This is a genomic window from Corynebacterium sp. HMSC064H12 (genome assembly GCF_001809925.1).
In the GTDB taxonomy this organism is placed as follows: Bacteria; Actinomycetota; Actinomycetes; order Mycobacteriales; family Mycobacteriaceae; genus Corynebacterium; species Corynebacterium jeikeium_D.
The window spans coordinates 26162-38348 of the sequence record NZ_KV799331.1; the positions used below are offsets into that span (position 1 = coordinate 26162).

General features: G+C 58.2%; 10 protein-coding genes. 7 read left to right on the top strand and 3 right to left on the bottom strand.

All coding sequences use genetic code 11. The annotated features are described in order from the left end of the window. Positions 1-46: 46 nt before the first annotated feature. Together HMPREF2681_RS02960 and HMPREF2681_RS02965 are read right to left on the bottom strand one after the other, a co-directional pair. Positions 47-1609 carry an alpha/beta hydrolase gene (locus HMPREF2681_RS02960; RefSeq protein ID WP_070546025.1) on the bottom strand — a complete coding sequence of 521 codons (1563 nt, stop codon included), beginning with the start codon at positions 1607-1609 and terminating at the stop codon, positions 47-49. Next, positions 1597-1914: a hypothetical protein gene (locus tag HMPREF2681_RS02965; protein ID WP_049189443.1), complete on the bottom strand. Its 318-nt coding sequence runs from the start codon at positions 1912-1914 to the stop codon at positions 1597-1599. The genes HMPREF2681_RS02960 and HMPREF2681_RS02965 overlap by 13 nt, the downstream gene beginning before the upstream one ends. Before the next feature lie 143 nt (positions 1915-2057). On the opposite strand from HMPREF2681_RS02965, the gene HMPREF2681_RS02970 reads away from it, so the two are divergent. The 3 genes from HMPREF2681_RS02970 (at position 2058) to HMPREF2681_RS02980 (ending at position 4345) form a co-directional block, all read left to right on the top strand. Continuing rightward, complete coding sequence (locus HMPREF2681_RS02970) at positions 2058-2906, top strand: carbon-nitrogen hydrolase family protein (RefSeq protein ID WP_070546027.1); 849 nt, start codon at positions 2058-2060, stop codon at positions 2904-2906. Positions 2907-3005: 99 nt separating this feature from the next. Further along, a complete protein-coding gene (locus HMPREF2681_RS02975; RefSeq protein ID WP_016421558.1) occupies positions 3006-3623 on the top strand; it encodes a trimeric intracellular cation channel family protein in 618 nt (205 codons plus the stop codon). Between the two features lie 83 nt (positions 3624-3706). Further along, positions 3707-4345 (top strand): DedA family protein, encoded by a 639-nt coding sequence (locus HMPREF2681_RS02980; protein ID WP_016421557.1) that lies wholly within the window; start codon positions 3707-3709, stop codon positions 4343-4345. Between the two features lie 131 nt (positions 4346-4476). Here the strand turns inward: HMPREF2681_RS02980 and HMPREF2681_RS02985 are convergent, their stop codons facing one another. Next, positions 4477-5364, bottom strand: a complete 888-nt coding sequence (locus HMPREF2681_RS02985) for a fructose bisphosphate aldolase (protein WP_038626781.1) — start codon at positions 5362-5364, stop codon at positions 4477-4479. Between the two features lie 360 nt (positions 5365-5724). Between HMPREF2681_RS02985 and clpB the strand changes: the two genes are divergently transcribed. The 4 genes from clpB to HMPREF2681_RS03005 all read left to right on the top strand — a co-directional run bounded on the left by clpB (position 5725) and on the right by HMPREF2681_RS03005 (position 12018). Continuing rightward, the gene (gene clpB, locus HMPREF2681_RS02990) at positions 5725-8304 is read left to right on the top strand and encodes an ATP-dependent chaperone ClpB (protein WP_070546029.1); all 2580 of its coding nucleotides are present in this window, start codon (positions 5725-5727) and stop codon (positions 8302-8304) included. A gap of 184 nt (positions 8305-8488) precedes the next feature. After that, on the top strand, positions 8489-9136 hold the full coding sequence (locus HMPREF2681_RS02995; protein WP_049193764.1) for a GNAT family N-acetyltransferase: 648 nt from the start codon (positions 8489-8491) through the stop codon (positions 9134-9136). 247 nt (positions 9137-9383) lie between these two features. Next, positions 9384-10922 (top strand): HNH endonuclease signature motif containing protein, encoded by a 1539-nt coding sequence (locus HMPREF2681_RS03000; RefSeq protein ID WP_070429391.1) that lies wholly within the window; start codon positions 9384-9386, stop codon positions 10920-10922. Positions 10923-11187: 265 nt separating this feature from the next. Further along, positions 11188-12018, top strand: coding sequence for a sulfurtransferase (locus HMPREF2681_RS03005; protein WP_016421551.1), 831 nt, complete (start codon positions 11188-11190; stop codon positions 12016-12018). Positions 12019-12187 lie beyond the last annotated feature (169 nt).

A 12187-nucleotide genomic window follows, 5' to 3' on the forward strand; every position in this document is an offset into this window, starting at 1 on the left:
TGTTAATTTGGGCCGTGGATTCGCAACCGCTGATCTGAGAGACCGGTCAGCTGTCAGTTAGCCACCGGTTGGCCTCGCGGGTGAAAACTTCGTCGTCAAAGTAGTGTTCGATGTGTGGGTTGCCCTGGATGTGCCGATACTTTTGAGGAATATCCTGCACGGGAGTGACCATGAATTCGGCCAAGTCTCGCATGGACAGGCCACGCTCACTCAGGTTGAGTGCGTACGCGCCGAAATCCTTATCCGCTGGGTTTTTCCCATGAATCCCCAGTTCGGCAGGAATACGAATGGGGTCCATCGGGGACGTCGCCACTGCCACACGGTGGCTATTTTCATCTTCGGGTCGGACTGTGCCGTCCGGCTTGAGTAGTTTCATGTCGTTTGCGCGCTCCAGTCCGGGGCCAACACCTGGCGGAGCTATGAGCAGCACCCTATCCGCGTAGAGGCCACTACCAAGGGAAGCCTGCGAGACCACCGTCGCCCCATAGCTATAGCCGGCGACAACGTGCCGCTGAGTAGAAGACGTGCCGTGGCTAGTAAGGCCACCGGCAATCGCAGTGTCACCACTATCGACGCCACCGGAACGCTCAATCAAACCAGCTTGCAAATGCTGCAGCCGCTCAGCGGCAAAATTGTGATACTCGGTGCGTATGGCCTCACGGAGGTCGGGTGGCGCGTCATAGGAAAACAACACCACCGCCACATCCTCCGGATCTTCACCGGCGGCGTGGAAGGTCGCGGCTACGCGCTCGAACTGCCTGCTAGCGTCCTCCGCGCTAGAGCTGGTGCCGGGGACGAGAGTAATCACAGTCGATGCTCGCTCAACGTCACCGAACGCAATCGCAGAATGTCCAGGCGAGGACTCCAATAGTTGTCCAGGAGGCAGCCCCAAAGACCGGGCGCGAGCGGACATGGCAGCGTCTATCTCCGATAGCGGTCTACTCGAATACGCCCCAGTCAATCCGCTCCCAACTTCCAAGTCCCAACCACCGTCAAGCCCTCTGTCAGCAGGGTTGCCAGTACCACTGCCAGCCTGTGATGGCTGCAATCTACCCGAGCCGCTAACTCCGCTTGCCACCAGTGGTGAAAGAGCTGAGATTGCGCCCGCCGCCTTCTCATCGAGTCGGTTGAGTTCAGCCAAAGCCGACTGAATCCGAAGCTGCGAGGTTGCACGCCATTCGGCCATGGTGAAAGGCCCGGAAGGAATTTTGGGATGAACGAGGCTGCGCGCAATCGTAGAAAGCATGCCCTCCGGCGGAGTCACCGCACCAGAAACCAGGTTCACCTGAAATCCCAGGTTGGTTGCCTGGTTTACCGCGTCGGTAAGTTCGCGGATGACGTCGTTAAGCATGGCGGCGGTGTCGCTGCAGCAGGCGGCGAGACGTTCGAGCGCGACGCTGCTTCGGCGCAGACGCGTGGAGCTGTGGGTGACAGAAACCTCGGCGGCGCTGCGGTTGTCGCCGGCGAAGTCATCCTCTGAAAGCGCGTTGAGTGCGGCCTGGGAACTGTCGGCGGAATCGGCGAGGGCGCGCGCCCCGGAACGCAGTGCCCGGGCAAGCGTCTCCAGCGAATCCACACGCCACAGCAGCGCTTCGCCTACCGTGACCATGACAGCTTTTCCAAGGCGGCGGACTGGTCATGCTCGTGCGCGAGAGCGCTGACAGCGAGGGCATCGGCAGCCTGCGCAATAACGTCGATGTTTGTGCACGCGGCAAGCAATGATTCCGACCACTTCCCACAAGTAGTGGAGACCGCGGGGACAATCCGTGAACCGGGCAGGGCAGAGGTGAGCCCGGCGCTTCCTGGGGCAGCTGCGACGATGGTGGAAAGAGCATCAATACGAGTGGAAATCTGCTGGTAGGAACGACTTAAGGCGGATAGTTGAGCTGGGTTGACTGTGATGTGTTCGGCCATGTTTTTGATTCTGCTGGGTGGAGTAAGGCAGCGGAAGACCATCTTCAGCGAACTGTGGATAACTCTGAGCGGAAGCAACGCAGGAAGCCGCGCTGTGGATAACTTCAGGGCGGTCAATCCGGGGTAGTCGGTAACATTTAGGCATGCGTATTGCACTGGCTCAGTTGGAATTGTCAGCGTCGGTTGAAGAGAATCTGAACGCGGTGAAGGTGACTATCGCGCGGGCAGCACAGGACAACGCCGATTTGGTGGTTTTCCCCGAAGCCACGATGAAGGCGTTCAATTCCGGTCGCCTGGATGTCGTGGCGGAGTCCAGCAGCGATAGGTTCGTAGCGGAGGTCTCGCAGGCCGCTCACGATGCCGGAATCAGCGTGGTGGTCGGCATGTTCCGGCCGGCAGATGAAGTGGAGCGCGACGGTAAGACGATGCACCGCGTCTTCAATTCGCTGCTTCTGGCTTGGCGTGATGAGGACGGCCCCGGTGTCGAGTTCTACGACAAACTCCACCTCTTCGACGCTTTTGGGTTTCGCGAATCGGATACTGTCGCGCCGGGCAACGCGCACGTGGTCTGTGATGTCCCGCTTGCCGACGGATCGTCGGTCGCCCTCGGTCTTGCGACATGCTTTGACATCAGGTTCCCGGAGCAATTCATTCAACTGGCCAACCTGGGCGCAGAGGTCATCGCGCTGCCTGCATCGTGGAATGACGGCCCGGGCAAGGTAAGGCAGTGGCAGACGCTGGTGTCGGCACGCGCACTGGATAGCACTTGTGTGATTGCGGCAGTCGATGCAGCCCGGCCTGGTGGGGCGAAGGCCGCGGGGAAAGATGAGGGGCCGACCGGCGCGGGGCACTCCATGTTGGTCAATGCGGACGGCGGAGTTATTGCCTCGGCGGGCTACGACCCGCAGTTGCTTGTGGCCGATGTGGATATAGCGGAGGTGGAGCGGATTCGTCGCTCGATTCCGGTGCTGGAAATTCGCGATCAGGGCTAGCCGGGAAGCAATGAAGCGGGCCGAGTCGAGGGGGCGAAGATTGCGGGATATTAGCCTATAGTTCTACCGATTCGGGCGAAGTCCTTTATATTTCTTATCATGCTGCTCCACATCCTCTGGGTCATCGGAATTACGGCCGAAGGCGTCACCGGCGCACTAGCGGCCGGTCGAATGCGCATGGATCTCTTTGGAGTTTCAACAATTGCGTGCATGACTGCTATCGGCGGCGGTACCCTGCGCGATGTCATTCTCGGTCACTATCCGTTGGTGTGGGTTGCAAGCCCACAATATTTGCTGGTTATTGTCGGTGCAGCACTGATCACGGTGCTGTTGGCCGACTTCCTGATGAAGCACTTCCGGGTCGTGTTCTTGGTCGCTGACGCAATCGGTTTGTCGGCGTTTTCCATCATTGGTGCCCGCGTGGCCATGGAAATGGGGCACGGCGTCATCATCGCTATTGTCGGCGCCGTTCTTACCGGTGCGTTTGGAGGTGTGCTCCGCGACCTGATGTGTGACCGCGTCCCGCTGGTGTTTCAAAAGGAGCTCTATGCCTCCATCGCAGTCGTCGCGGCGACGCTTTACTACGTGCTCGACATGGTTGGCCTGCACGAGAACATCAACATCATCTGTGCGGTGCTGTCCGCACTGTTCATTCGACTAGCGGCGCTTTGGCGTGGCTGGTCGCTGCCGGTATTTGACTATCAGGGGCGCGATTAAAACACAGTACCCAGAAAAACTCTCAGCAAAATACTCTAATTAGCTCAGCAGAATCGATAGTTGTTGCTGAAAAGATTGCCGTTATGGATTTTTCTGGATTCCTCTCCGGTATCGGAGACCCCGAAGCTCTACTCCAGGGGTTTGGCCCTTGGGTGCTTGCGGGGCTTGGACTCATCATCTTTATTGAGTCCGGTGTGCTCTTTCCTTTTCTGCCCGGTGACTCGCTGTTGGTCACTGCTGCCGTCTTAAGGTCAGAGCTAGATGTCCACACCTGGCAGGTGCTGGTTATCGGTATTATTGCCGCGGTGCTGGGTGATCAAGTCGGTTACTTCTTAGGCCACTCCTTCGGCCGCAAACTGTTCAGCGACAATGCCAAGGTGCTCCGAACTAATCGGCTGGAAGCGGCCGAGAAGTTCTTTGCCAAGTACGGACCACTGTCGTTGGTGCTGGGGCGATTTGTTCCCATTGTGCGCACCTACGTTCCGCTGGCGGCGGGCACTGCGAATATGCCCTACGGAAAGTTCATCGGCTGGAATGTCACCGGTGCGATTGGCTGGGTCGCCAGTATGGTCGCTGTTGGTGTGCTGCTGGGCAACATTCCGGGAATCACCAGTTCCATCGACAAGATCATGTTGCTGGTCATTGCAATTTCCGTGCTACCGGTTGTCATTGGTGGTGTGAATGCGCGTCGTAAAGCAGCTGTTGCGAAGCGCTCGGTGTAGGACGGTGCTGTCGTAAGGGCAGAGGCGCCGACAGAAAAACTCCCGCACCAAGAAAACCTGGTGCGGGAGTTTTTAATTGCGCTAGCGACTACCTAGAGGCGCGCACAAGCGCAGATGCACAGCGCGGACGATTAGGAAATCGAAGCCTCGTAGATGCCCTTGACGGACTCAGCCATAGTTGCGTTGAACTCTTCGTCGGACTGCTGAGCGGACAGGCCCTCAGACAGTGCACGGGAGAAGGAAGCAATCATGCCGTGGTTGCGGGACAGGCGCTCGTTGGCGTCCTCGCGCTCGTAGCCACCGGACAGGGCGACAACGCGCATGACCTTCGGGTGCTCAATCAGCGGCTTGTACAGGTCATCCTTGGTTGGGATGGAAACCTTGATCATGACCTTCTGGTCATCAGCCAGGTCATCCAGGCCAGCGAGCAGCTCGCGCAGGACAATGTCCTCAGCCTCTGCCTTGTCAGCAGCGTTGATGTCGACCTCCGGCTCCAGGATCGGAACCAGACCGTGGGACAGAACCTGCTTGCCGAACTCGAACTGCTGAGCAATGTTGGCCTTGATGCCCTCTTCGTTTGCCTCAGCAATGAAGGAACGCATCTTGGTGCCGAAGATGCCCTTAGCGACAGCGCGCTCCAGCAGCTCATCCAGGCCCGGGCACGGCTTCATAAGCTGAACGCCGTTTTCCTTGTCTGCCAGGCCCTTGTCGGTCTTCAGGAACGGGACGATGCCCTTCTTTTCCCACAGGTACTGAGCGGTCGGGATTCCCTCGATGTCGCGATCCATTGTCTGCTCGAAGAGAATCGCGCCAATAATCTGCTCAGAGTTGAAGGACGGGGAAGTGATGATGCGGGTACGCATCTCGTGAACCAGGTCGAACATTTCATCTTCGTTCGAGTACTGATCCTCGTTGATGCCGTACAGGCGCAGAGCCTTCGGGGTAGATCCACCGGACTGGTCGAGAGCGGCGATGAAGCCTTTGCCCTCAGTCATCTGACGTGCCTGCTCGATGTTCATTCGAGTCCTTTCGTGAGAATGAAGGAATGTCACCTACCAGGGTAACCAAAACAGTATGAGTGCGCTGTCCACCCATCACTCACATGGGGGAAGTTGAATCCGGCGGGAGTGTGCTGGTGAGGACGTCGGGCGGTGTGTCGGAGTGTGTTCGCACGTGGTTTCTGGAGCTTTCCAACGTTTTCTAGTGCTTTCCGGCGTGCTACTACGCTTAACGACGCTGCCGAGCTCAATCCTTTTTGCTATAGGTGTGGTGTGAATCACGGTCGGGAAATTGAAAAACTTGAAGTTGAGTGGAACAGACTCAAGGTTGAATGCGTTATGGGTAGTGAATGACAAAGTTGAGCCAAAGGGGCGCAAGTTATGAGTTTTACACCAACAACTAAGACTGGAGAAGTTCTCCAGGAAGCTATGAAGGCCGCGACCAGCGCGGGTAACCCGGATATCCGGCCTGGGCACATTCTGGTAGCACTGCTGGAGCAAAAGGAGGGTATTGCGGCTCCACTGCTTGAAGCAGCGGGCGTTAATCCTTCCGGGGTTTTGACCCGCGCTAAGGAGTTGGTCGCGGGGTACCCGTCGGCAAGCGGGGCGAATATGGCGAACCCACAGTTTAATAGGGACGCCGTTAATGCTCTGAACGCCGCCGAGGAGCTGGCGGGGGAGCTGGGAGACGAGTACGTTTCCACGGAAATTCTGCTTATCGGTGTGGCAACTGGCCAGTCGGAGGCGGCAACTGTGCTGCAGTCGGCGGGTGCTACTGCCGAGGCGTTAAAGGGTGCGCTGACTAGTGTGCGTGGATCGAGGAAGGTAACAACGGAGAATCCAGAAGAGCAGTACCAGGCTCTGGAAAAGTATGCGACGGACTTAACCGCGCGGGCACGTGAGGGCAAGATTGACCCAGTTATTGGCCGCGATGCGGAGATTCGTCGCGTGGTACAGGTCTTGAGTCGTCGTACCAAGAACAATCCGGTGCTCATTGGTGAGCCGGGCGTTGGTAAGACGGCCATTGTAGAGGGGCTGGCACGACGCATTGTTGCAGGTGATGTGCCGGAATCTCTGAAGGGCAAGACGCTGATGAGCCTGGATCTGGGCTCTATGGTCGCCGGTGCGAAGTATCGCGGTGAGTTCGAGGAGCGCCTGAAGGCGGTTCTGGACGAGATTAAGGAATCCGACGGTCAGATTATTACCTTCATCGATGAGATTCACACCATCGTTGGCGCTGGCGCCACGGGTGATGGCTCGATGGATGCGGGCAATATGATCAAGCCGATGCTGGCTCGTGGTGAGCTGCGTCTGGTCGGTGCGACGACCCTGGATGAGTACCGCAAGTACATCGAGAAGGATGCTGCGCTGGAGCGTCGTTTCCAGCAGGTCTTTGTCGGTGAGCCGAGCGTTGAGGACGCCATTGGTATTCTGCGTGGTCTGAAGGAGCGCTACGAGGTCCACCACGGTGTTCGCATCCAGGACTCCGCGCTGGTGGCTGCAGCAACGCTGTCGGACCGCTACATCACATCCCGCTTCCTGCCGGATAAGGCTATCGACCTGGTTGATGAGGCCGCATCGCGTCTGCGTATGGAGATTGACTCCTCGCCGGAGGAAATCGACTCCGCGGAACGCATCGTGCGCCGCCTCGAAATCGAGGAAATGGCCCTGGAGAAGGAAACTGACATCGCGTCGAAGGAACGCCTGGACAAGCTCCGTGAGGAACTTGCAGATGAGCGCGAGAAGCTCAACGCTCTGAAGACTCGCTGGCAGAACGAGAAGTCCTCGATTGATGATGTCCGCTCCGTCCGCGAAGAGCTCGATGCCCTGCGCACTGAGTCCGAAAAGGCTGAGCGCGAAGGTGACTACGGGCGCGTCGCAGAGCTGCGTTACGGACGCATCCCTGAGTTGGAGAAGAAGCTGGAGGCCGCCGAGGAATCGGTCGCTGACGCAGAGGAAAACTCCATGCTCAAGGAGGAGGTCACGCCTCAGGAAGTCGCTGAGGTTGTCTCCGCCTGGACGGGTATCCCGGCTGGCAAGATGATGCAGGGTGAGACCGAGAAGCTGCTCGAAATGGAGCTCAACCTCGGCCGTCGCGTTGTTGGTCAGAATGCCGCTGTGGAGGCTGTCTCCGATGCCGTCCGCCGTTCGCGTGCGGGTGTTGCCGATCCGAACCGTCCGACTGGTTCCTTCCTGTTCCTCGGTCCAACTGGCGTTGGTAAGACAGAGCTGGCCAAGGCGCTGGCGGAGTTCCTCTTCGACGATGAGCGTGCGATGGTGCGCATCGATATGTCCGAGTACGGCGAGAAGCACTCTGTCGCTCGTCTGATTGGTGCTCCTCCTGGATACGTCGGCTACGACGCTGGCGGTCAGCTCACCGAGGCTGTTCGTCGCCGTCCGTACACCGTCGTGCTTTTCGACGAGGTCGAGAAGGCTCACCCGGACGTGTTCGATGTGCTCCTGCAGGTGCTCGATGAGGGTCGCCTGACCGATGGTCAGGGCCGAACCGTGGACTTCCGAAACACGATTCTGATTCTGACCTCCAACCTCGGTGCTGGTGGTACGCATGAGCAGATCATGGATGCGGTCAAGATGGCCTTCAAGCCGGAGTTCATCAACCGTCTCGACGATGTAGTGATCTTCGATCCGCTGACCTCCGAGCAGCTGCGCGGCATTGTGGACATTCAGGTTCGCAACCTGGCAGAACGCCTGGAGGCACGTCGTCTGGTGCTGGATGTCTCCGATGAGGCACTGGATTGGCTGTCGGAGCGCGGCTACGACCCGGCCTACGGCGCCCGTCCGTTGCGTCGTCTGGTGCAGAAGGCAATCGGCGATGAGCTGGCACGTCGACTGCTCGCTGGTGATGTTCGCGATGGTGACCGCGTAGAGGTCACGGTTGCTGACGATGGCGAGTCGCTGAAGGTTGTCGGCTATGACGAGGATGGCGTAGCCCGAATCTAGGGCGCCTGATACTCAGGGCGATAACTGCTGAGCAGGCTGTCTGTTTGTTGGGGCGGTTTGAGAGAGTATTCTCCTGAACCGCCCTTTTTGTGCTTTTATTGTCCAGATTTATGTGTCTTGTGACCGACCGTGTGGGCTTGTTGCATTCCGGTCAGTCTGGAGTGCGCCGGTATAGTGCGCAAATATGACTAACTTTCAGTGGCGACCAGCGACAGACTCCGACCTCCCCTTCATTGCCTGGATGGACGAACTAACGGAAACATTCGGAGATGAAAGTCAGCCACTGCCGGAAGATTATGTAGTCACGAGGCGTCAATACGTCGACCAGTGGGACGCGAGTCAGGGCGGGGTTATCCTTTTCGCCACTTCGCTTGACGACGCTGACCTCGAGTCGCTCAGTAGCGACATGACCCGCACTGACCCATTTGAACCGAGGGTTTCTCGCGAGGCTACCTACAGTGCGGCCGCCATTAAGAAGGAATGGTTGGAGCGCGGGGATTCGTCGTCAAGCGAAGAGCACGAGAGCTATGAAGTGCCGGTGGGGGCGGCCTGGCTGCGTACGTTTACGCAGGACGGACCGGGGTACGGTTTCGTGGAAAATGGGATTCCTGAGGTAGCGATTGCGCTGCGTCCAGGTGTTGTTGGGCGCAGGCTGTCGCAGCCGATGATTGCGGGGCTCCTTGAGTATGCGCGTGAGCTGGGGTACCCGGGGGTTAGTCTGGCTGTCCATGATGCCAATCCGCGGGCGGCGAAAGCTTATGTGAAGGCGGGGTTTGAGCTAGTGGGACGCTCGAGCTTCCCGGACCATGATGTGATGGTGGTGCGGTTTTAGGTTTTCGGCGTGCAGTTTTTGGTGGGGGCTGCGCGGGTGGTGAGGGACTGCGCGAGTTGGTGGGGTTTTCAGGGCGGATGGTGGGGTGTTTAGGCGCTGGAAGCGAGGCAGCGTTTCGGAAAAAGGTTCGAAAAAGTTGACTTAGGGGGTTGTGGTGTGTCGAATGGGTGTGCGATAATGTGGGGGAGGGAAATTAGTTAGTCCATTTGGGGATTCGGATTGCTAGCGTTTTAAAAGGGGTGGGGAAATGTCTACACCATCGGCGTCAAACGGCGGTGGACCGCTTTCGACATCGCAGGTTTTAGATGCGGTTGCGCAGTTTGAAGCTCTGTCGACAGTCATCGTGGAGAACTTCGAAGTACTTGCACCGGATCATGCGCACGATGCATATAAGTCGATTGAGAAAGCGCGAAAACGACTCGCAGTAATTGATGCGACTTATGTGGAGACTATGAAGGGGCGGATGCCCAGCGCGGAGCACCGAAGGATCGCGTGGCTAGCGCAGGAGATGCGAATCTCGCGAGCAGAAGCGAGGCAGCGTATCAATGTCGTCGGACGTCTGAGTAGGAATGTTGATCCGTTTGCTCCGGCGAATGAGGATGTGCGAATGCCGAACCTTCGTCAGAAGGTTGAGGAAGGTGTTGTCGGTGCGGATGCTGTTGCGAAGATTGACAAAGCCGTTCGGGAGCTGCCGGCAACGGAGCATGCACAGCTGTCTAGGCTGCTGGACAAGCACATTTCAGATTTAGTGGACAAAATCCGTGTTGATGATCTCAATAAATTGCCGAACCGCCTGCGGGCGATGTTGGGGGTTGATGACCCGTATACGGATGAGGACCGCGCTCGGAAACGAAGTCTAAAAATCGGTGCTCAGGGGCCGGACGGCATGAGCCGGTTGAGCGGTGTGGTTACGCCTTCGTTTGCGGCGGTGCTCAAAAGGCTGCAGGCAGATCATGCGCGGCCTGGTGGGTTACTCGAAGAAGGCGCCGATGACCAGCGGAATCCGGAGCAGCGTTTCCATGATGCCGTGGAAGCGGCGGTGAACGGGGGCTTTCAACCAGGCGGTGAGCTTCAGCCGGCGCGGGGGACGACATCGGTGGTCACCGTCGCGCATATCGCAGATGTGGCAGCGTTAGCTGGAGTCTCCCTGCCTGAGGGGAAAGATTTTGTACTTCCTGGATCGGGCAAAGCGGTCTCAGACGCGGGAGTGCGAATTTCCATTAGTCAGGCCGTGCAACAGATGGTTGATAGAAATTCGTTCCTCCAAGTATTGGGGAATGAGGGGCAGACCTTGTATTTTGGTCGGTCCCGCAGGCTGGGGACTTTGCCGCAGTATCTGGCCCTTCTTGGAGAGGAAGGAGGTTCCTCCGCGCCGGGCATGGGCACTCCGGGAGCTATGTGCGATGTTCACCATGTGCAGTCGTGGGCTTCCGGTGGTGGCACTGACCTGGATAATCTCACGTTGGTGGATCCGGGTACGCATCGAAAGATCGACGATGCTCGATGTAATGAAAATGCTTGGTGGACGCTCCGGCCGGATGAGGTGGCGGAGATTCTAGGAACTGACGAAGGGGACGGGGTTAGCGGGGAGTGTGAGCAGGCCTCTACTGATCGTGTGGTCTGGGTGCCCCCGAAAGACGAGGAAGGAAACCGGAAAGCGGAATCCAATGAGGACCCCGATACGTTCGATAGCCCGGGGCGCTGGTTGCGTCGTAAAGCGCGAGAGAAACGGGCGGGGGACACAGTGGATGGCAATGACGAGATGGGGCCGGATCCCGGTGGGTAGTCGGATTGGGAGACCGAGGCCTGGCTTAGAGGCTGATCTTCCGTTTCGTAGTCAGCTTTGTGTTAATAAAGCGGTTGAGGAAAGGGGGGTGCCGATGCTGGCGGCATAGTGCAGCAGTTTTTCTGCGGTGGCACAGCCGATTCCATGGCCTGTGCCTGAGATGAAAACGGCCAGGTGAGCAGCGTCTTCATGCACCTTCCCAAGCTCCTAGTTTTAATAACGTACATATCGCGCTACCAAGTCAATCGATTTAGAATCCGGAATTATGACAACATCCATCTCGGTACAAGAGCTTCGTGACAAGATTGCCGGCGGCGGTCGTATCGTCGTCGTTGACGCACGCTGGTCGCGTGCTAAAAAACCATATGACTCCTACGCCACGGCTCACATCCCACTGGCCGTGTTCTGTGATCCCGAGTTGGACCTAGCAGGTGTTCCAAGCCGAGAAGCTGGTCGCAACCCGTTGCCGGATATCGAGCGTGTGCGCGATGCCGTCCGTCGATGGGGAGTCCGCTCGGAGCATCTGGTGATCGTCTACGACGCGGGCGATGGACTGTTCGCGTCACGTGCTTGGTGGATTCTGCGCTGGGCAGGTTTGGAGAATGTGCGTGTCCTCACCGGTGGGTTAGCTGCTTGGGAAGCAGATGGAAACGAGACTGCCTTCGGGCCCGGAAATCTGCCGCGGCCTGGAACGATTGCGGTGAGTGAAGGCAATATGCCTGTTGCCAGCCTCGATGACGTACGCACCTGGTCTGAGCGTGGAATTTTGGTGGATGCGCGTGAGCCCAGCCGTTTTGAAGGTCGTAGTGAGCGCGTCGATCTGCAGGCGGGTCACATCCCGGGTGCCGTGAACCTGGCGGCTCGCAGTCTGCAAAATGCCGACGGCTCCTTCCTGCCTGTTGAGCAGCTCCGTGAGCGCTTTGCCTCCGTCGGTATCGAAGACGGTCGCAATGTAGCGGTCTACTCCGGTTCCGGTCTTCATTCCTCGCTGTTCATTCAGGCTATGGAAGAAGCGGGCATCACGGGCGCCGCTCTGTATGTCGGCGGCTGGTCCCAGTGGGCTGGCGATCCGAGCCTGCCTATCGTCCGCTTCTAAGCGGGCTCGGGCCAGGGCGACCGCCCCAGGACCCCTGATGTGCCGTCCATGTGGCTTTTGCCCCTCGCCCTTTACCGTCCTAGAGAGTCCTGAACGCTCTCGCCTCGGGCATTGGTATTGCGCCAGACGGGGGACGGCATCTTGTCGCTGACCAAATAGAACGGCTTCT

What these genes read in the sequence shown, in the direction of transcription:
- HMPREF2681_RS02960 (WP_070546025.1), bottom strand. Translation starts at nt 1,609, where the DNA reads ATGGTCACGGTAGGCGAAGCGCTGCTGTGGCGTGTGGATTCGCTGGAG.
- HMPREF2681_RS02965 (WP_049189443.1), bottom strand. Translation starts at nt 1,914, where the DNA reads ATGGCCGAACACATCACAGTCAACCCAGCTCAACTATCCGCCTTAAGT.
- HMPREF2681_RS02970 (WP_070546027.1), top strand. Translation starts at nt 2,058, where the DNA reads ATGCGTATTGCACTGGCTCAGTTGGAATTGTCAGCGTCGGTTGAAGAG.
- HMPREF2681_RS02975 (WP_016421558.1), top strand. Translation starts at nt 3,006, where the DNA reads ATGCTGCTCCACATCCTCTGGGTCATCGGAATTACGGCCGAAGGCGTC.
- HMPREF2681_RS02980 (WP_016421557.1), top strand. Translation starts at nt 3,707, where the DNA reads ATGGATTTTTCTGGATTCCTCTCCGGTATCGGAGACCCCGAAGCTCTA.
- HMPREF2681_RS02985 (WP_038626781.1), bottom strand. Translation starts at nt 5,364, where the DNA reads ATGAACATCGAGCAGGCACGTCAGATGACTGAGGGCAAAGGCTTCATC.
- clpB (WP_070546029.1), top strand. Translation starts at nt 5,725, where the DNA reads ATGAGTTTTACACCAACAACTAAGACTGGAGAAGTTCTCCAGGAAGCT.
- HMPREF2681_RS02995 (WP_049193764.1), top strand. Translation starts at nt 8,489, where the DNA reads ATGACTAACTTTCAGTGGCGACCAGCGACAGACTCCGACCTCCCCTTC.
- HMPREF2681_RS03000 (WP_070429391.1), top strand. Translation starts at nt 9,384, where the DNA reads ATGTCTACACCATCGGCGTCAAACGGCGGTGGACCGCTTTCGACATCG.
- HMPREF2681_RS03005 (WP_016421551.1), top strand. Translation starts at nt 11,188, where the DNA reads ATGACAACATCCATCTCGGTACAAGAGCTTCGTGACAAGATTGCCGGC.